Consider the following 16,926-nt stretch of genomic DNA (forward strand, 5'->3'; position numbering starts at 1 on the left):
GCACGCCCGGCCGGGTCAGCGGGCGGCGCGGCGGGCGGCCCGGCGTTCGCGGAGCCGGTTGACGGTGACCGGGTCGTGGCGCAGGGCGGCCGGGTCGTCCAGGAGGGCGCCGAGCAGCTGGTAGTAGCGGGTGGGCGAGAGACCGAGCTGCTCGCGGATGGCCCGCTCCTTGGTGCCGGGGCGCTGCCAGCCGCGCGCCTCGAAGGCGAGGACGGCGCGGTCCTGCTCGCTGAGGCCGTCGCCGAGGTCCCCGCCGCCGCCGTCGGAGTCCGGTTCCTGGGGCGTCGCCGCCTCCGGGGAGGCGGGCTCGTGGTCGGTCATACCTTCAGCCTATGTGCGGCGGGGCGCAGGCGACCACCGCGGGCGTCGGCCCTGGTGAGGGGTGCGTACGCACCCGTTTCCCCGCCGCGTCCTCGCGGGGGAGGGTCGCGGCGGGGAACGGGCGGAGCGGTCAGATCCGGCCTCCGGTCAGGCGGGTGATCGGCCCGTGGTGGGCGGCCGCGGAGCGGCGGCCCAGGGCGTAGGCCCCGCCGACGACGGAGACGGCTCCGGCGGCGACACCGCCCGCGATCACCTTGCGGTACTTGAGGATCGTCCAGGCCGCCGTGGCCTTGGTGGACACCTTGCCCGCGACCGCTGCGACGCTCTGCTGGCTCTTCTCCCAGCCGGCCGACGCGAACCGCTTCGTGGCCTCGCCCGCGGAACCGACCCGGCCCAGGGTGCTCTCCCCGGCCTTGGCGGCGGTGGACTCGGCCTTGCCCGCGGCGGTCTGCGAGCCGGACTTGGCCCGGCTGCCGGCCCGCTTGACGGCCTGAGTGCCCTTGCCTGCGGCGGAACGGCCCTTGGTGGTCGTCCCGTTCGTGTTCTTGGTCTCATCGCTGTCAGCAGTCATGGCTGCCGCGTAACCCGCTCTTCGGGATCGAAACAATGAACGACCCGAGAACGTCTCCGGGAGGGACGAACACCGTCCGTTCACGCGCGGACGGCAGGGGCGTACGCCGTCGCGCGGGCGGCGGAGACCTGGGACACCTCCCTGCATGAGGCGTCCGGGGGCGGACATACGGACAAGATGACCCCGAACCAGCCAGAGCCGATACCCGGCCAGCGGGCCGTCACCCCGAGTCAGCCGCCCGGGTCACGGGGAACCGTGACCGCCCGGGGCTCCTCGGGACCGATGGCGCAGAGCCGGATCATGGAACCGCGCAGGGACGGCGAGGGCAGCCTCGCCCATGTCGTGGAGACCCTGCTCGACAAGGGGCTCGTCCTCAACGCCGACATCATGGTGTCGGTGGCGGGGGTCGAGCTGCTGGGCATCCGGCTGCGCGCCGCCCTGGCGTCCTTCGAGACGGCGTCGCGCTACGGGCTGGAGTTCCCCGCCGGCACCGACACGGAGACCGCCGCCTGGCGCGAGACCCGGGTCGAGAAGGAGACCTGCCCCGAGTGCGGCAAACGCTCCCCGACGCGGCAGCTGCTGGAGGAGTGGTGCCCGTGGTGCGGCTGGCGGAGCGCCCAGTCCCTGGAGCAGGGCCGGGCCGCCCTCCCGTCGGCCGGCGGGGACGCCCAGGACACCGACGCGTCCAGAGACGGCGGGGCCCGGAACGCCGAGAGCCGGGACAGGGACGAGGAGAAGGGCCCGGGCGGCAGGAAGCCGTCCGGGCGCGCGCGTTCCGAGGCCGAGGCGGAGGGGACGGGGGACCGTGGCTGAGCAGCCCCCCATGAAGCCCACCCGCGACCCCCGGGTGACCCTCGACGACCTCGTCGAGGTGCTGCTCAACAAGGGGGCCGTCCTCCATCTCGACCTCATCATCTCCGTCGCCGACATCCCCCTCATCGGGGTGAACCTCCGGGCGGCGATCGCCGGGATGGAGACCATGCTCGAACACGGCATGATGCGGCAGTGGGACGAGCACACCCGTGCCTGGGTGGAGGGTTCGTCCGCCCGGAGGGGCCTCGACCTGCGCGACGGCGAACGGCACGTCGCGCAGATGCACGGCGGCCACCTCCTGGAGGAGGGCGTGTACACCGCCTGGCGTCCCGGCACCGTCTTCCTCACCGACCAGCGCCTCGTGGTGCTGCGCCGCGACCCGCGCGAGATCATGTGGCAGGCCGACCTGTCCGCCGTGCGCGCCGTACGTCCGGAGACGGAGCGCAGCGCGGGCGGCGCCCCTCGCACCCGGGTCCGCCTGGAACTGGACGACGACTCCACCGCGCTGCTCTCCGCGGCCGACCCGGGGGCCCTGTGCGACCTGCTCGACCGCAGCCTGCCCGGGGTCCTCGGCCAGGAGCTGCGGCCCGGCGCGGCCCAGCAGGTGCTGGCCGAAGGCCACCTCTGGTACCAGGAGCCGCGGCGGGACGGCCCGTTGTGGCGCGGCGGCACCGGGAAGCTCACCCCCGGCGGACTCGTCTGGAAGTCCCCGCTCGACGCCCGCCCCGCCCTCGCCGTGCCCGCCGACGACATCCTCGGCGTCCGCCAGGTGGCGGGCCGCAGTCCGGGCGGCGAGGGCACGGTGCTGGAGGTGCGCACGCAGAGCCTGGGGGTGCTCGCCCTCGCGGCCACCGACCCCGCGCACTGGCTGGCGTCGTTCCGCGAGACCACCGGGAAGACCGCTCCCGCCGAGCCCGCGGACGCGGCCGCACGTTGACGCCAGAAGGAGGAGACCATGGCCATCACCGTTGACGAGAAGAGCCTGAAGCACGGGGTGCTGTCCCTCGTGGTGACCCTGGTCGAGGTGATCCAGGAAGCGCTGGAGCGCCAGGCCGAGCGCCGGATGCAGGGCGGCTCGCTCACCACCGAGGAACTCGAACGCCTCGGTGACGCCCTCCTCGAACTCGACGAGGCGATGGAGGAGATCAAGGAGGAGCACGGCATCACCTCGTCCGTCGCCGACCTCCACCGGGGACTCGACGAGGTCGTGGACGACGTCGTCGACAAGCTCGTCAACCCCGCCCGCTGGGCCGAGGAGGCCGGCCGATGACCTACGAGTCGCAGGAGACCCTTTCCGGGGCGGCCGCCGACGGCGCGGACGCGCCCGGCCGGAACGCCCTCTACGTCTACGCCCTGCTGCCGGAGGGCGCCACGCTGCCGCCCGGCACGACGGGCCTGGACGGCCGCCCGCTCCACCTGGTCACCGCGCCGGGCAGCGGGGTGACCGCCCTCGTGCACCACACCGCCCCCGCCCCCTACCAGGGCCCGGACGAGCAGGTGCGCCAGTGGGTCCGGGAACAGGACGCGGCGCTGGTGGCCGTCTGGGAGTACGCCGGAACCGTGCTGCCCATGACCTTCAACGTCCTCGTCGCCCCCGACCAGGAGGCGGACGCGGAGCAGCGGGTCCAGGAATGGCTCTCCGCCCGCGCCGACGTCCTCCGTGAGCTGCTGGGCTCGCTCGCCGGGCGGGCCGAGGTCCGGGTGGAGATCAGCCTCGACCGGGAGGCCGTCACCGAGGACGACGAGGAGGCCAAGTCGCTCGTCGAGGAGATGGAGGGCCGGTCGCCGGGGCTGCGGCGGATGCTCGCCAAGCGGCTGGAACGCCTTCGCAAGGAGGCCGGGGACCGCCTCGCCGACACCCTGCACGCGGGCGTCCGGCGCCGGCTCGCCGCCGTCGCCGACGACATCAGCGTCCGCTCCGCCCGCGGCCAGGAGCCGGGAGAGGTCAGCGTCTTCGCGGGCGCCCTGCTGGTGCGCCGGGAGGAGATCGACACCGTCGGCGCCCTCCTCGCCGACCTCCAGGAGGAGCATCCCGCCGCCCGCATCCGCTTCCTCGGCCCGTGGCCCCCGTACTCCTTCACCGAGCTGCCGGCCGCGCCCGGCGAGGAACCGGTGGCGGACGAGGGATGACGGGGTGCGGGCTCCTCGGAGCCCGCACCGGCACGACCACGCGATCGGGCCGGCCGGGAGTCTGTACTCTCCGGCCGGCCCGATCGCTGTGCGGTGTCAGCCGCGCGCCGGGGAACGGCGCCGGGGCTCCTCCTCCGGCTCCTCCTCGTCCCACTCGGCGTCCCCGTCCGCCGGGTCGGCCTCCTCCTCGTCGGCCTCCTCGGCGGGCTCGTCCTCGACGTCCTCGGGCTCGACGTCCTCATCGGACTCCTCGGCCTCGGCGTCGTCCTCGTCGAACTCGTCCTCGTCGTCGAACTCCTCGTCCGGCTCGTCGCGCTCGTCGGCCCCGTCCTCGGGCTCGCCGTCCTCGAACTCGGCCTCCTCCTCGGAGGTGTCCTCGCCGGAGGTGTCCTCGCCGTCGTTCTCCTCGGACTCCTCCTCGCGGCGGGCGGCCTCGTCGTGGTCGACCACGACCTCGCCGTCGCGGATCTCCCCGCGCCAGCTGTCCGTCGCCTCACCGCGCATCATGATGAACTTGCGGTACAGCTTGAGGTCGAGGCGGGCCCGGCGGCCCTGGGCGCGCCAGATGTTGCCGGTCTTCTCGAAGAGGCCCTTCGGGAAGTACTCCAGGACCAGCAGCACCCGCGTCAGGTTGTCGGTGATCCGGTGGAACGTGACGACGCCCTTGACCGTGCCCTTGGCGCCCTCGGTGGTCCAGGTGATCCGCTCGTCCGGCACCTGCTCGGTGACGTTCGCCTTCCAGCTGCGCGTGGACTTGGCGACCTTCACCTTCCAGTTGCTGCTGGTGTCGTCGGACTTCTCGACGCTGACGACGCCCTTGGCGAAGGTGCTGAACTCCTGGAACTGCGTCCACTGGTCGTACGCCTCGCGCACGGGCACGCCCACGTCGATGTCCTCGGAGATCGTGACGCTCTTCGACTTGCCGCCGCCGCCCTTGCGTCCCTTGCCGAACACGCCTTTGACCTTGTCCTTGATCGTGTCCATCACGTGGGAGCCGCCGGCGCTCAGCGCCGCCTGGGCGGGCGACTTGCCCTCGCCGAGCGCCTTGCCGCCCTTGGCGAGGGACTTCACCGCGCCGGTGGGGGCCGAGCCGTCGGCGAGCTTGCCGGCGCTCTCCCCCAGCTTGTGGCCGAGGTTGGTCACGGCGTGCCGTGCCCGGGCGCTCAGGTAGTTCTGCAACTCGTCGCGGAGCCGCTCGGTCGCCGGATTCTTGGCGACGTCGTCCTTGAACTTGGTGAAGGCGGAATCAGCCACGGCTGCCCCCACGCGTCGAGCGGGCCTTGGCCGCGGTCTTCTTCGCCGGAGCCTTGGCGCGCGCCTGCGAGGTGGTCCGCCGGGCGGTCGAGGCCGCCTTCTTCTTCGGGGCGGAGCCCGAGGAGCCCCCGCTGCCCGAACCACTGCGTCCGGACGAGGACTTGCCGGAGCGCGCCGGCTTCTCCCCGGACTTCTCCCCGGGTTCCTCGTCGCGGTCCTCCGGCTCGTGCGCCTCGTCCTCGGCCGCGTCGGCGTCGTCGGCGTCGTCGGCGTCGCGCTGCTCCTCCTCCTGGGCGGCCTCCGGGTCGTCGAGGCGCAGGGTGCGCTGGTGCAGGGAGTCGGCGAAGCTGGTCGCCCGCTGGGTGAGCGCGTTGGTGGCCGCGGTGCGGGTGGCCCCGACGAGGTCCTTGCGGACCTGGTCGCTCAGGCCGCCGAGCACCGGCGAACTGGCCAGCATGCTGCCGAGCTTCTTCGGGTCGAGGTCGAGCTTCTTGCCCGCCAGGAACATGCCGAAGCCGATTGCCAGCTTCGCCTTCTTCGTACGGCCCAGCAGGTATCCACCCACCAGGGCCGCGCCTATCTTGACGTTCTCCGTCATTGCTGAGACCTCGTTCTCCGGGATTCAGGAATTCTGCTGGCTCTGCTGGTACGCCTCGCACTCTTCGAGCCAGTCCAGCAACTCGTCCTCACGACGGTCGAATTCCTCCTCGTCGATCTCACCGTTCAGCAGTTGCTGTTCCAGCGCGGCGAGTTGCTGCCGTACCTGTCCCGGGTCGTAGTGTTCTCGCTCGGCCGCGAGCACCACTTGATCGAGTACCCAAGCGGCGCCTCTGACCGGGGCGAGGGGAAGCGTGAGGACATTCATGAGGAGACCCATGGCGAATGCCTCCGATCGGTCGCACGAATCGCGGGAAACCGCGGGTCACACGAAGCTGTAGGGCGGCAGCGGGCCGTTCAGCGTGAACGTGTAGTCGTCGCCGTACTTCTCCGCCGCCTCGTGCACCGCCTGGGAAAAGGCGGCCGCGTCGTCGCGGGCGACCAGATAGGACACGTTGAGGAAATGCGCCTTCGTGGGGCCGGCGTCGGAGCTGCGCTCCGCGGCCGGTGCCAGCTGTCCGGCGATGCGCTCGGCGGCGGCATCGCTCCTGGCCTCGATCTCCCGGGAGACCAGCTCGCCGAGGGCGACCTTCTCCCCGTGTGCGTCCGGGTTGCTCCGGGTGTGGTCCCTGAGCCGCCGCGCCTCGTCCGACTCGGTGAGGATCTCCCGCAGGAGGCTGTCCTCGTCCCGCGCGACCTTCAGGTTGTACTCCAGGCGGCCGTCGAGTTCCTCCAGCCGCTGGGCGTAGGTGTCCTGCTCCTGTTCGAGCGCGGCCAGCACCTGGTCGTCGTCGGGGCCGACCAGGCCGAACCGCATCGGCAGCGCGGCCCCCTCGGTCATCAGCCGCTCCAGGACGCTCTGGTGGGCGACGAGGTCACGGCGCTTGGCCCGCAGCTCCGCCGGGGCGTCGCTGACGACGGCCGCGTGCCGCCCGGACCTGACCACCCGCAGTTCGGACGGGTTCTCGCCGACCCCGACGAGCCCGTCGAGGCGCAGCGGGTGGTCGGCCGCCGTGATGGCGTAGATGTAGGTGGCCATGGTCACTCCTCTCGTCGCTGGCTGCTGCGGCGGCTGGAGGAGGTGGACTTGCGGGCCGGCCGCTTCTCCTCCTCCTTCTCCTTGTCCTCGGAGTCGTCACGGCCGCCCTGGAAGGACTCGGTGAACGCCTCCACCGCGCCGGTCAGCGCTCCTTTCGACTTCCCTTTGGCACCGCTCTCCACGGAGTCCCCGACGATGTCGGTGAGCTGGGTCGGCGCCTTGCGTCCGGACTCCAGGTCCAGGCGGTTGCAGGCTTCGGCGAAGCGCAGGTAGGTGTCGACACTGGCGACGACCACCCGCACGTCGATCTTCAGGATCTCGATGCCCACGAGCGAGACCCGCACGAAGGCGTCGATGACGAGGCCCTTGTCGAGGATCAGCTCGAGAACGTCGTAGAGATTTCCGGAACCGCCCCCGCTGTTCGGGGCGCTGCTCTGCTGTACGAGACTCATGGCCGGGCTCCCTCCCACTGTTGGGTGCGCGCGAGCCTTTCCCCGCGGTCTCTGCCGCGGGGAACGCTCAACGGTCTACTTGACCGCGCGTGTAGCGGCGTGTGCGTTCATATCCGAGAAGTTCTCCCTGCTTTCCGAGGGAGACGTGGTAGGACGCCATGACGCTGGTCGTGTCCGGGACCTTTTCGATCTCGACCACTTCCACGTCCGCCGTCCATCCGTCGTCCGTGGCCTTCAGCGAAGAGACGGAACTCGGTTCGCAGCCGAGAAGTTCGGAAAGCTGCCCGGCCGCCTTGCGCATCGCCTCGGATATCCCGACCCGCGCGGGGGCACCGCCGCTTTCCTTTCCGTCGTTCTCCTCATCCTTCGCCATAAGGCTTCCTGCCCTGTCTCATCGATTCCTCCGGTCCGCCCGTTCACGTATTCGACCGGGCCTTTCCTCCGCGTTCCCGGGCCGCCCCGACGTATGCGTTCACGAACGGAGACACCGGAGGGGCGACCGCGTGCGCGGTCGCCCCTCCGGTGTCTCCGCCCTTCACGGGCGGGGTGTCAGCCGTTGCCCGCCTGCGGGTTCTCATAGGCGGCGGCGTGGCGCTGGAGGCGGCTGAGGACGGCCTTGGGGGAGCCGCCGGGGGCGACGGCGTCGGCGAGGCCGGACTTGATGCGGGTGCTCAGCTCGGGCCAGGAGGTCTTCTCGGACGGGTAGAGGCGGGCCTCGGGGAGTTCGGTGAGGAAGCGGCGCAGGGTGGTGTCGCCGGGGGCGGCGGCGAGGGTGTCGGAGGCGGTGTGGGTGACGGGGAGCAGGTCGTGGGCGCGGGTGAAGGCGAGGACGTTCTTCTCGCTGTACACGTGGTCGAGGAAGGCACCGGCCTCCTCGGGGTGGCCCGCCTGCCGGAACCCGATCATCCAGTCGGTGACGCCGAGGGTGGCCCCGGCCTCCTCGGTCCGCCCGGGGACGGGGGCGACGCCGTAGCGCACACCGGAGCGTTCGGCGGCGCGCATCAGCGAGGGGTGGCCGTTGACCATGCCGACCCGCCCCTTCGCGAAGGCGGCGTAGGCGTCGGCCCGGTCCAGCTCGCCCGGCGGGGTGGGCCCGGTCAGCCCCTCCCCCACCAGCTCCTCCTTCAGCCAGCCGACCGTCTCCACGTTCTCCGGCGAGTCGAGCGTGTACGAGCCGAGGTCGTCGGTGTAGCCGGAACCGCCCGACAGCAGCCAGTTGAGCGTCTCGGCCTGCGCCTCCTCGGGCCCGAGCGGCAGCGCGTACGGGTAGGGCACGTCCCGCTTCTTCAGCGCCTCGGCGGCGGTACGCACCCCGTCCCAGGTCTTCGGCGGGGTCAGGCCCGCCTCCTCGAAGAGGTCGCGGTTGTAGAAGAGCAGCCGGGTCGAGGCGGCGAACGGCATGCCGTACTGCACCCGCTGGATCTCCCCGGCGCGCGCGAGCGGCGGCAGGAAGTCGGCCTGGGTGCCGATGGAGAGCAGGTCGTCGGCGCGGTAGAGCTTGCCGTCGGCGGCGTACGAGGCGTAGGTGCCGCTGATCGCGAGGTCGGGGGCGTTGCCGGTGGCGACCTGGCGGGCGAGGACCTTGTCGACGGTGCGCCAGGGGTGCACCTCCACGTCGACGGTGGTCCCGGGGTGGCCCTTCTCGAAGCCGGCGACGACCCGCTTCCAGTACCCCTTGCTGCTGTTCTCGGCCGAGTCGCCGTACTCGGGGGCGACCAGGCGCAGGGTGACCTCCTCGCCCGTCCCCTCCTCGGCCTCTCCCGAGCCGCAGCCGGCGACGGTGGCCGCCAGCGCGAGGGCGGCCACGAGCGCGGCGGCCGTCCGCGCCGCCCCCCGGACACGCCCTGATCCCTCGCCCCGTCCCTCGTGGTGTCGCCGCACGCCGTGCTCCTCGCCCTGATCCGCCGGGTCCGGGCCGCTCCCGGACGTCCCGGGAAGGTGTACACCGCCGAAGGGCCTGGCCAGGACCACCTCCGGTGGCCGTTGCCCCGGCTTGTCCGGGACTGCTATGCACTTCCGTGCCGAGGTCACATCGACCTTGCACACCGCGTCCACCGTGCGTCACGAGGACCGCACGCGGCCTCCCGCGGGTCCGCACAGCAGGACGGGAACCGCGGGCGGTCCGACGTACCGTCAGACCTGGAAGGGCACCACCGGCCCGCAGCCGGCCGCCGGAACGTACGAGAGCGAGAGCACAGCCCCGCCGGGGGCGGCCGCACCGGAGCCGCCCGGGCGGAGAACCGTGAGGGGTAGCCGCGCATGTCCCGTACCGCAGCAGAGATCACCACCCAGCCCGCCTGCTGGCGCCGCGCCGCCGAGGAGGCGGCCCGCTTCACCGCCGCACCCCGGCCCGGGGAACGCGTCGCCGTCGTCGGCTGCGGCACCTCCTGGTTCATGGCCCAGTCCTACGCCGCCCTGCGCGAGGCCGCCGGCCAGGGAACCACCGACGCCTTCGCCGCCTCGGAGTTCCCGCGCGCCCGGGCCGTCGGCGCCTACGACCGGGTCGTCGCCCTGACCCGCTCGGGCACCACCACGGAGGTCCTGGAACTGCTCGCCCTGGTCCGCGCCGCCGGCACCGCCACCGTCGCCCTGACCGCCGACCCGGCGACGCCCGTGATGACCGCCGCCGACGAAGTGGCCGTCCTGGACTGGGCCGACGAGGAGTCCGTGGTCCAGACCCGCTTCGCCACCACCGCCCTGGCCTTCCTCCGCGCCACCCTCGGCGACCTCCCCGGCCTCGCCTCCGTCCCCCGCGCCGCCGACGACGCCGAACGCGCCGTCACCGAACCCCTCCCCCGCCCCCTGCTCACCGCCGGCCAGTGGACCTTCCTCGGCCGCGGCTGGGCCTACGGGCTCGCCCAGGAAGCGGCCCTGAAGATGCGCGAGGCGGCAGGCGCCTGGACCGAGTCCTACCCGGCCATGGAGTACCGCCACGGCCCCATCGCCATCACCGCCCCCGGCCGCGTCACCTGGCTCTTCGGCGAGGCGCCCGCCGGCCTCTCCGACGACGTCCACCGGGTCGGCGGGCACTTCGAACACCACCCCACCACCGACCCCCTCGCCGACCTCATCCGCGCCCAACGCCTCGCGGTCGCCCTCGCGGAAGCCCAGGGCCACAACCCGGACCGGCCGAGGAACCTGACGCGGAGCGTGGTGCTGGGGGTGGGGGGCGGGGAGAGCTGACCGGCACGTCACACGGCGATGAGTCGCACGCGGCCTTCGCAGAGCTTTCCCATGTCGTCGAGATCTGACGTCAGAAGGGTGACAGGGCGTTGTTGCCGCATCGCCAGCTCTGCGACGGCCGCGTCGATCGCATGCTTGTGCCCGTGCAAGCCTGTCCGCGTCAGCAGGGCGGAGGCCGCCTTGGCCTCCTCGTCCCCGACGGGTGCCACGCGCAGCCCTGACAGCACCCAGGCCAGGCGACTCCTGTTCGTCCGCGCGTGCACGGCCTCGATGATGGTCAGGGCGCAGATCACCACCTCCATGCCGCGCCGTCGAGCCTCCCCGACCAGGACCACCACACCGGCGTCGTCGGCCAGCAGCTTGGCCAGCCCTTCACTGTCGAGCACCATCGTGCCCGCATGAGTCAGCTTGCGGCGCGCCACTGGTCACCCTCGGCCGGGCCGGATTCGTCATCCCCGAGAGCCGCTTCCTCAGCGAAGATCTCATCGAAAAGCTCCCGCGCCTCTGCTTGCATCGAAGCAGGGAGCGGCCCTTTACGTCGCTCGTAGTCGGCCAGGTACTCGTCCAGAATCTGCCCCCGCAACTCTCGCTCGACCGCCGCCGTCACGAACGCGGAGAACTCCCGCTTCCCCACCCGGGTCCGAATAGCCTCGGCCGTCCCCTCAGGAAGCGACAAACTCACCCGGGTCGCAGGCCCTTCACCGATGTTGTACTCAGCTTCCGCCATACACCCGACCGTATCAAACGAGTAGGAAATCAGCTCGCGCATCGAGTCCGACCACCCCAGGAACAGCCCGGCCGGCGCTTGAGGCCACCCCGCCCCGGCCCCGGTCGCGGCACAGGAAAGCCCAGCCGGGGGGCACCCCCGCCCAGCAAGCGCGCCGCAGCCGATTTCCCCACTGGACTAGACCTCTCCCGCCCCACCGGTCAGACTGTCCGGGTGAGACATGTGATCGCGCTCGATGTGGGCGGCACGGGAATGAAGGCGGCCCTGGTCGGCCCGGACGGCGAGCTGCTGCACGAGGCCCGCCGTGACACGGGCCGCGACCGGGGCCCGGACGCCGTCGTGGCCTCGATCCTCGACTTCGCCGACGCCCTGCGCGCCCACGGCCTGGCCGAGTTCGGCGAGGAGGCCGCCGCGGCGGGCGTCGCCGTGCCCGGCATCGTCGACACCGAGAAGGGCGTCGCGGTCTACGCGGCCAACCTCGGCTGGTCCGACGTCCCCTTGCGGGACCTGCTCACCGCCCGCCTCGGCGGCATCCCGGTCGCCCTGGGCCACGACGTCCGTACCGGCGGCCTCGCCGAGGGCCGCATCGGGGCGGGCCGGGGCGCCGACCGGTTCCTGTTCATGCCGCTGGGCACGGGCATCGCCGGCGCCATCGGCATCAACGGCGTGATCGAGCCGGGCGCGCACGGCTCCGCCGGGGAGATCGGCCACGTCGTGATCCGGCCCGGCGGCATCCCGTGCGGCTGCGGCCAGCGGGGCTGCCTGGAACGGCTGGCCTCGGCCTCCGCCGTCTCCCTGGCCTGGGCGGAGGCGAGCGGCGACCCGGAGGCGGACGCCGCCGACTGCGCCCGCGCCGTGGCGGCGGGCGACCCGAGGGCCGTCGCCGTCTGGCAGGAGGCGGTGGACGCGCTCGCCGACGGCCTGGTCATCGCTGTCACTCTGCTGGACCCCCGCACCCTGATCATCGGTGGCGGCCTCGCCGAGGCGGGGGAAACGTTGTTCACACCGCTGCGGGCGGCTGTGGAGGAACGCGTCACCTTCCAGAAGCTCCCCACGATCGTCCCGGCGGCCCTCGGGGACACCGCCGGATGCCTGGGCGCGGGGCTCCTCGCCTGGGATCTACTCGCCACGGAGGTATCCGCCTGATGGCCGCTCCCGCACGCAAGGTACTGACCGGCGCCCGGGTGGTGCTGCCCTCCGGCACGGTCGACGACGGCGAGCTCGTGATCGACGGCGCGCACATCGGCGGGAGCGCTCCCTCGGCTGGTCAGGAGCCCGAGGCAGAACGCTGGGACCTGTCGGGCCACTGGATCGTGCCCGGCTTCGTGGACCTCCACAACCACGGCGGCGGCGGCGCCTCCTTCACCTCCGGCACGGTGGACGACGTCCTGACCGGCATCGCCACGCACCGGGCGCACGGCACGACGACCCTGGTCGCCTCCACGGTCACCGGCGAGATGGAGTTCCTCACCGCCCGCGCCGGACTCCTCTCGGAACTGACCGAACAGGGCGACCTGGCCGGCATCCACTTCGAGGGCCCGTTCATCTCCCCGTGCCGCAAGGGCGCCCACAGCGAGGCCCTGCTGCGCGACCCGCACCCCGCCGACGTGGCCGCCCTCCTCGACGCCTCCCGGGGAGCCGCCCGCATGGTCACCCTCGCCACCGAACTCCCCGGCGGCCTGGACTCCGTACGCCTCCTCGCCGACCGGGGGGTCATCGCGGCGGTCGGCCACACCGACGCCACGTACGAGCAGACGGTGGAGGCCATCGACGCGGGCGCGACCGTCGCCACCCACCTCTTCAACGCGATGCCGCCGCTGGGCCACCGCGCCCCCGGCCCGATCGCGGCCCTGCTGGAGGACGAGCGGGTCACCGTCGAGCTGATCAACGACGGCACCCACCTGCACCCGGCCGCCCTGGAACTGGCCTTCCACCGCGCCGGCGCGGACCGGGTCGCCTTCATCACCGACGCGATGGACGCGGCCGGGTTCGGTGACGGCCGCTATCTGCTGGGGCCGCTGGAGGTCGACGTGGTCGACGGGGTGGCCCGGCTGGTCGAGGGGGGCTCGATCGCCGGTTCGACCCTCACTCTGGACCGGGCCTTCCGGCGTGCCGCGCTGGTCGACAAGCTCCCGGTCGGCCAGATCGTGCGGGCCCTCTCCGCCAACCCTGCCCGGTTGCTCGGGCTCGACCATCGCATCGGGTCGCTGGAGCCCGGCAAGGACGCGGATCTCGTCGTTCTCGACGAGGGGTTCGAGGTCAAGGGGGTTCTGCGGCGCGGGGACTGGGTTGTTGCTCCGCAGGTGGCTGCTGCGGCCTGACCCCCTGGGTGTGGCCGCGCCGCGGCCGGGGATGCCGATTGCCGCCCGTACCGGTCACTGACCGGCCTCGATCGCCGCCCTTGCACATGCCGTAGCGGCATGTGGTGGGGTCGGGGGACCACGGCACGAAAGGCTCTGTCTGCGATGTACCCCTCCCTCACGCCTCCCCGGCAGGTCAAGATCGGTGATGCCGCTGCGTTCGCCGGGATCACCCCACGCGCCATCCGCCACTACCACGGGATCGGCCTGCTGCCGGAGCCCGAGCGCGGCGGAGACGGCCGCCGCCGCTACGGCTATGACGACATGATCCGCCTGCTGTGGATCCGCAAGATGGCTGATGCCGGTATCAGCCTGGACGACATGCGGGCCGCCTTCGGCGAAGCCCGGGATGGCACCGCAGACGAGGCCTCGGACCAGGCCCCGGGTATCGAGTCGGTCCTGAGCAGGCTGGAGGAGACCTTGGCGGCGCAGGAGGTCGCCATCAAACGCCGGCGCGCGGCCGTCCAGCGCCTGCAGGCGGTGGGCAGCCCGCTGGGGCTGCTCTCCGAACTGGTCTCGGACCGGCTCAGCCATCTGCCCCCGGGCGCGTTGCGCCCTTCCGATCTGGACGCCCTGCTGGTCACGGAACGGATCTGCGGGCCGCTGGGCGCCGCGATCCAGGCCAGCGCGTTCATCGTGCTGACCACCCACCCCGGCCTGCGGGCCGAGGACGACCGTCTTGAGGCGGCCGAGGCCGCCCTCGACGACGGCGTCGCACCCGACGACCCGCGTGTCGAAGAGCTCGCCGTACAACGATGCGCTCACCAGATGGCCCTGAACCAGGCCATCGAGGCAGCTGATCTCGAAGCGGCCGAGGCGAAGATCCTCGAGAGCTGGGACGCCGACACGGATGGGGACGAGGGCAGAGGGATGAGCGCCGCCGCAGCGTTCACCAAGATGCCTTACGACTTCTCTCCTGCCCGGATGCGCTGCCTGGAACTCGCCGGGCGGCTCTTCGGCGAGGCCCTTGCCGACGCCCACTCCGAGGAGAGTTCTTGACCAGGACCTGTCAGTAACTTCGACGAGGCCATTTACTACTCCACCCCCACGCGCTACAACGGATGGGAGCGCTCCCACCGCCCTCGTCAACCCCCCACCCTCCACGCCAGTCCCTCTTGCACGTCGATCGCCGGGCCCGAACGGTCGGCTCCCGCAGCATGGGGCGACGCCCGCGACAGGTCCCGGCCGACCGGCCGGCGCTCGAAAGGGAACCTTCACGAAGGAGACCGACTCATGGCCCTCAACTCGATCCGTGCCCGGCACACACTGGCCCTGACCGCGGCCGCGGGCGTTGCCGCAGCGGTGCTCTCCGTGCCGTCCCCGGCATCGGCGCACGGCGTCAGCATCATGCCCGGCTCGCGGACCAACCTGTGCTACAAGGACCTGCTCCAGAACGGCTCGACCCAGATGCCGTCGAACCCCGCCTGCGCCGACGCGGTACGGCAGACCGGCACCACCCCGCTGTACAACTGGTTCGCCGTTCTGGACTCCAACGCCGGTGGCAGGGGCGCGGGTTACGTCCCGGACGGCAAGCTGTGCAGCGCGGGCGACCGCAGCCCGTACGACTTCTCCGCGTACAACGCGGTCCGCACCGACTGGCCGAAGACGCACCTGACCTCGGGTTCCGACATCCAGCTCAAGTACAGCAACTGGGCTGCCCATCCGGGCAAGTTCGAGGTCTACCTCACCAAGAGCGGGTGGAGCCCGGCCAAGGCCCTCGCGTGGGACGACCTGGACCACCTGCAGACGGTGACCAACCCGCCGCAGAACGGCGGTGTGGGCACGGACGAAGGCCACTACTACTGGAACCTCCAGTTACCGCAGCGGAGCGGTCAGCACCTGCTCTTCATCCAGTGGATCCGCTCCGACAGCCAGGAGAACTTCTTCTCCTGCTCCGACGTCGTCTTCGACGGCGGCAGCGGTGAGGTCACCGGCCTGGCGGGCGGCAAGCGGTCGGCCGCAGAGGTCGAGGCGATCGGGGCGGACGTCGAGAACACCAAGGCCGACCCGGTCCACGCCGCCGGACACGCCGGACACGCCGCGGCCGGCGAGAAGCTGGCAGCCGCCAGCGACGAGGCTGCCGTCCCCGTGCCCGCGGTGGTGGCGGGCCTGGGGGCGGTCGTCTTCGCCAGTGGCGCGATGGTCTTCAACCGGAGCCGCCGGACCAGGCAGCACGGCTGACGGCCGAGGACCCCGGCGCCGCCGCCGGGGTCCTCTCACCGTTCACGCCGTTCACGCCGCACCGCACAGCCGCTGCATCACCTGTTCGTCCGGGGCCGCCATCGGTAGGCCGTGGTGAGAACGAAGGGTGGGGGCGGCAGTCGCCGTCGCACGCGAGGTGGACCTCGTGGTCAGCCCGCCGCGGGAACATCCCCATCCCACTCGGCTCGCACCGGGCAGGCCAACTCCCCGTCCCCCCAGCCCTCTTCCGCGACCCTGCCGCATCGCCTAGGTTTGGCATGATCAGGCCACGAAACCGCAGGCAGACCCGCCGGAACCCCCAGGCGGGCCAGGGCAGCACAGGGCTGGAACCGTGATCCTCACCGTCACTCTGAACACCGCAGTAGACCTGACGTACCACGTCCCCACCCTGCGCCCCCACACCACGCACCGCGTCACGGAGACCCAGGACCGCCCAGGCGGCAAGGGCGTCAACGTCGCCCGCGTCCTGGCCCGGCTGGGCCACCCCACCACGGTCACGGGCTTCGCCGGCGGCCCCACCGGAACCTGGCTCCGCGAGGCCCTCTCCGGCGAACCCCACCTCAAGGACGCCCTGGTCCCCATCGGCGGCACCACCCGCCGCACCGTCGCCGTGGTCGACGCCGCCGGCGGCAACACCACCCAGCTCAACGAACCCGGCCCGACCGTCACCGCCGCCGAGTGGGAGGCCCTGAAGAAGGCGTACGCCTCCCTCCTCCCCGGCGCCGAAGCCGTCGCCCTCTGCGGCAGCCTCCCGCCGGGCGTGCCCGTCGGCGCCTACGCCCACCTGATCCGCGAGGCCCGCTCCGCCGGCGTCCCCGTCCTCCTCGACACCAGCGGCGAACCCCTGCGCCGGGGCATCGCCGCCCGCCCCGACCTGGTCAAGCCGAACGCCACCGAACTCGCCGACCTCACCGGCACCCGCGACCCCCGCCACGCCGCCCGCGCAGCGCGCCGCCGGGGCGCCCGCGCCGTGGTCGCCTCGCTCGGCGCCGAGGGCCTGCTCGCCGAGACCCCCGTGGGTGCCTGGCGCGCCGCCCCGCCCGCCCCGGTCCGGGGCAACCCGACGGGCGCGGGCGACTCCGTGGTGGCCGGGCTGCTCGCCGGTCTCACCGAGGGCGCCGACTGGCCGGACCGCCTCGTCCGGGCCGCCGCCCTCTCCGCCGCGACCGTGCACGCCTCGGCCGCCGGGGAGTACGACGAGGCGGCCTACCGCGACCTGGCCGCCCGCATCACCGCCACCGCGCTGCCCGGAGCCGCCTGAGCCCGTAGCGCCGAGC

Annotated in this window: 21 protein-coding genes; 10 read left to right on the top strand and 11 right to left on the bottom strand. The window is 72.6% G+C overall.

Annotation, left to right across the window (positions count from 1 at the left end; genetic code table 11):
- Nucleotides 1-15 precede the first annotated feature (15 nt).
- Together OIM89_RS12620 and OIM89_RS12625 are read right to left on the bottom strand one after the other, a co-directional pair.
- Nucleotides 16-321: a DUF3263 domain-containing protein gene (locus OIM89_RS12620; RefSeq protein ID WP_264491270.1), complete on the bottom strand. Its 306-nt coding sequence runs from the start codon at nucleotides 319-321 to the stop codon at nucleotides 16-18.
- A 130-nt stretch (nucleotides 322-451) separates the two neighbouring features.
- Complete coding sequence (locus OIM89_RS12625) at nucleotides 452-892, bottom strand: hypothetical protein (RefSeq protein ID WP_030697198.1); 441 nt, start codon at nucleotides 890-892, stop codon at nucleotides 452-454.
- A 300-nt stretch (nucleotides 893-1,192) separates the two neighbouring features.
- Between OIM89_RS12625 and OIM89_RS29865 the strand changes: the two genes are divergently transcribed.
- The 4 genes from OIM89_RS29865 to OIM89_RS12645 are packed head-to-tail and all read left to right on the top strand — an operon-like array spanning nucleotide 1,193 to nucleotide 3,835.
- Nucleotides 1,193-1,705: a gas vesicle protein gene (locus OIM89_RS29865; protein WP_307963098.1), complete on the top strand. Its 513-nt coding sequence runs from the start codon at nucleotides 1,193-1,195 to the stop codon at nucleotides 1,703-1,705.
- Nucleotides 1,698-2,642 carry a gas vesicle protein gene (locus OIM89_RS12635; RefSeq protein WP_226964216.1) on the top strand — a complete coding sequence of 315 codons (945 nt, stop codon included), beginning with the start codon at nucleotides 1,698-1,700 and terminating at the stop codon, nucleotides 2,640-2,642. The genes OIM89_RS29865 and OIM89_RS12635 overlap by 8 nt, the downstream gene beginning before the upstream one ends.
- An 18-nt stretch (nucleotides 2,643-2,660) precedes the next feature.
- Entirely contained in the window at nucleotides 2,661-2,975 is a 315-nt protein-coding gene (locus OIM89_RS12640; protein ID WP_023417859.1) for a gas vesicle protein K, read from the top strand.
- Nucleotides 2,972-3,835, top strand: a complete 864-nt coding sequence (locus OIM89_RS12645) for a GvpL/GvpF family gas vesicle protein (RefSeq protein WP_264491271.1) — start codon at nucleotides 2,972-2,974, stop codon at nucleotides 3,833-3,835. The genes OIM89_RS12640 and OIM89_RS12645 overlap by 4 nt, the downstream gene beginning before the upstream one ends.
- A 96-nt stretch (nucleotides 3,836-3,931) precedes the next feature.
- Here the strand turns inward: OIM89_RS12645 and OIM89_RS12650 are convergent, their stop codons facing one another.
- From OIM89_RS12650 to OIM89_RS12680, 7 genes are all read right to left on the bottom strand, one after another.
- On the bottom strand, nucleotides 3,932-5,089 hold the full coding sequence (locus OIM89_RS12650) for an SRPBCC family protein (protein ID WP_264491272.1): 1,158 nt from the start codon (nucleotides 5,087-5,089) through the stop codon (nucleotides 3,932-3,934).
- Nucleotides 5,082-5,687: a hypothetical protein gene (locus tag OIM89_RS12655; protein WP_217466979.1), complete on the bottom strand. Its 606-nt coding sequence runs from the start codon at nucleotides 5,685-5,687 to the stop codon at nucleotides 5,082-5,084. Before OIM89_RS12655 ends, OIM89_RS12650 begins: the two co-directional genes overlap by 8 nt.
- Before the next feature lie 24 nt (nucleotides 5,688-5,711).
- Nucleotides 5,712-5,966: a gas vesicle protein GvpG gene (locus OIM89_RS12660; RefSeq protein ID WP_030697192.1), complete on the bottom strand. Its 255-nt coding sequence runs from the start codon at nucleotides 5,964-5,966 to the stop codon at nucleotides 5,712-5,714.
- A 45-nt stretch (nucleotides 5,967-6,011) separates the two neighbouring features.
- Nucleotides 6,012-6,725 carry a GvpL/GvpF family gas vesicle protein gene (locus tag OIM89_RS12665; RefSeq protein WP_030697191.1) on the bottom strand — a complete coding sequence of 238 codons (714 nt, stop codon included), beginning with the start codon at nucleotides 6,723-6,725 and terminating at the stop codon, nucleotides 6,012-6,014.
- Nucleotides 6,726-6,727: 2 nt separating this feature from the next.
- A complete protein-coding gene (locus tag OIM89_RS12670) occupies nucleotides 6,728-7,177 on the bottom strand; it encodes a gas vesicle structural protein GvpA (protein WP_030697190.1) in 450 nt (149 codons plus the stop codon).
- 67 nt (nucleotides 7,178-7,244) lie between these two features.
- Nucleotides 7,245-7,550, bottom strand: a complete 306-nt coding sequence (locus OIM89_RS12675; RefSeq protein ID WP_264491273.1) for a gas vesicle protein — start codon at nucleotides 7,548-7,550, stop codon at nucleotides 7,245-7,247.
- Nucleotides 7,551-7,726: 176 nt separating this feature from the next.
- On the bottom strand, nucleotides 7,727-9,058 hold the full coding sequence (locus tag OIM89_RS12680; RefSeq protein WP_030697189.1) for an extracellular solute-binding protein: 1,332 nt from the start codon (nucleotides 9,056-9,058) through the stop codon (nucleotides 7,727-7,729).
- A gap of 378 nt (nucleotides 9,059-9,436) precedes the next feature.
- Between OIM89_RS12680 and OIM89_RS12685 the strand changes: the two genes are divergently transcribed.
- Nucleotides 9,437-10,360: an SIS domain-containing protein gene (locus OIM89_RS12685; protein WP_047470851.1), complete on the top strand. Its 924-nt coding sequence runs from the start codon at nucleotides 9,437-9,439 to the stop codon at nucleotides 10,358-10,360.
- 8 nt (nucleotides 10,361-10,368) lie between these two features.
- Here OIM89_RS12685 and OIM89_RS12690 read toward each other — a convergent pair whose 3' ends face one another.
- A complete protein-coding gene (locus OIM89_RS12690) occupies nucleotides 10,369-10,782 on the bottom strand; it encodes a hypothetical protein (RefSeq protein WP_030697187.1) in 414 nt (137 codons plus the stop codon).
- Nucleotides 10,764-11,087, bottom strand: coding sequence for a hypothetical protein (locus tag OIM89_RS12695; RefSeq protein WP_047470901.1), 324 nt, complete (start codon nucleotides 11,085-11,087; stop codon nucleotides 10,764-10,766). The genes OIM89_RS12690 and OIM89_RS12695 overlap by 19 nt, the downstream gene beginning before the upstream one ends.
- Before the next feature lie 213 nt (nucleotides 11,088-11,300).
- On the opposite strand from OIM89_RS12695, the gene OIM89_RS12700 reads away from it, so the two are divergent.
- From OIM89_RS12700 to OIM89_RS12720, 5 genes are all read left to right on the top strand, one after another.
- A complete protein-coding gene (locus OIM89_RS12700) occupies nucleotides 11,301-12,233 on the top strand; it encodes an ROK family protein (protein WP_078858232.1) in 933 nt (310 codons plus the stop codon).
- Nucleotides 12,233-13,408 (top strand): N-acetylglucosamine-6-phosphate deacetylase, encoded by a 1,176-nt coding sequence (nagA, locus tag OIM89_RS12705; RefSeq protein ID WP_030697184.1) that lies wholly within the window; start codon nucleotides 12,233-12,235, stop codon nucleotides 13,406-13,408. Before OIM89_RS12700 ends, nagA begins: the two co-directional genes overlap by 1 nt.
- Before the next feature lie 144 nt (nucleotides 13,409-13,552).
- Nucleotides 13,553-14,446, top strand: coding sequence for a MerR family transcriptional regulator (locus tag OIM89_RS12710; RefSeq protein WP_264491274.1), 894 nt, complete (start codon nucleotides 13,553-13,555; stop codon nucleotides 14,444-14,446).
- Between the two features lie 234 nt (nucleotides 14,447-14,680).
- On the top strand, nucleotides 14,681-15,628 hold the full coding sequence (locus OIM89_RS12715) for a lytic polysaccharide monooxygenase (RefSeq protein WP_195730589.1): 948 nt from the start codon (nucleotides 14,681-14,683) through the stop codon (nucleotides 15,626-15,628).
- A gap of 352 nt (nucleotides 15,629-15,980) precedes the next feature.
- A complete protein-coding gene (locus tag OIM89_RS12720; RefSeq protein ID WP_030697181.1) occupies nucleotides 15,981-16,910 on the top strand; it encodes a 1-phosphofructokinase family hexose kinase in 930 nt (309 codons plus the stop codon).
- Nucleotides 16,911-16,926: the final 16 nt, after the last annotated feature.

The sequence above is a fragment of the Streptomyces sp. BI87 genome (assembly GCF_025957665.1).
Lineage (GTDB): Bacteria > Actinomycetota > Actinomycetes > Streptomycetales > Streptomycetaceae > Streptomyces > Streptomyces albidoflavus.

Coding starts and splice junctions, on each gene's coding strand:
- OIM89_RS12620 (WP_264491270.1), bottom strand. CDS start 321: ATGACCGACCACGAGCCCGCCTCCCCGGAGGCGGCGACGCCCCAGGAA.
- OIM89_RS12625 (WP_030697198.1), bottom strand. CDS start 892: ATGACTGCTGACAGCGATGAGACCAAGAACACGAACGGGACGACCACC.
- OIM89_RS29865 (WP_307963098.1), top strand. CDS start 1,193: ATGGAACCGCGCAGGGACGGCGAGGGCAGCCTCGCCCATGTCGTGGAG.
- OIM89_RS12640 (WP_023417859.1), top strand. CDS start 2,661: ATGGCCATCACCGTTGACGAGAAGAGCCTGAAGCACGGGGTGCTGTCC.
- OIM89_RS12645 (WP_264491271.1), top strand. CDS start 2,972: ATGACCTACGAGTCGCAGGAGACCCTTTCCGGGGCGGCCGCCGACGGC.
- OIM89_RS12655 (WP_217466979.1), bottom strand. CDS start 5,687: ATGACGGAGAACGTCAAGATAGGCGCGGCCCTGGTGGGTGGATACCTG.
- OIM89_RS12660 (WP_030697192.1), bottom strand. CDS start 5,966: ATGGGTCTCCTCATGAATGTCCTCACGCTTCCCCTCGCCCCGGTCAGA.
- OIM89_RS12665 (WP_030697191.1), bottom strand. CDS start 6,725: ATGGCCACCTACATCTACGCCATCACGGCGGCCGACCACCCGCTGCGC.
- OIM89_RS12670 (WP_030697190.1), bottom strand. CDS start 7,177: ATGAGTCTCGTACAGCAGAGCAGCGCCCCGAACAGCGGGGGCGGTTCC.
- OIM89_RS12675 (WP_264491273.1), bottom strand. CDS start 7,550: ATGGCGAAGGATGAGGAGAACGACGGAAAGGAAAGCGGCGGTGCCCCC.
- OIM89_RS12685 (WP_047470851.1), top strand. CDS start 9,437: ATGTCCCGTACCGCAGCAGAGATCACCACCCAGCCCGCCTGCTGGCGC.
- OIM89_RS12695 (WP_047470901.1), bottom strand. CDS start 11,087: ATGGCGGAAGCTGAGTACAACATCGGTGAAGGGCCTGCGACCCGGGTG.
- nagA (WP_030697184.1), top strand. CDS start 12,233: ATGGCCGCTCCCGCACGCAAGGTACTGACCGGCGCCCGGGTGGTGCTG.
- OIM89_RS12710 (WP_264491274.1), top strand. CDS start 13,553: ATGTACCCCTCCCTCACGCCTCCCCGGCAGGTCAAGATCGGTGATGCC.
- OIM89_RS12715 (WP_195730589.1), top strand. CDS start 14,681: ATGGCCCTCAACTCGATCCGTGCCCGGCACACACTGGCCCTGACCGCG.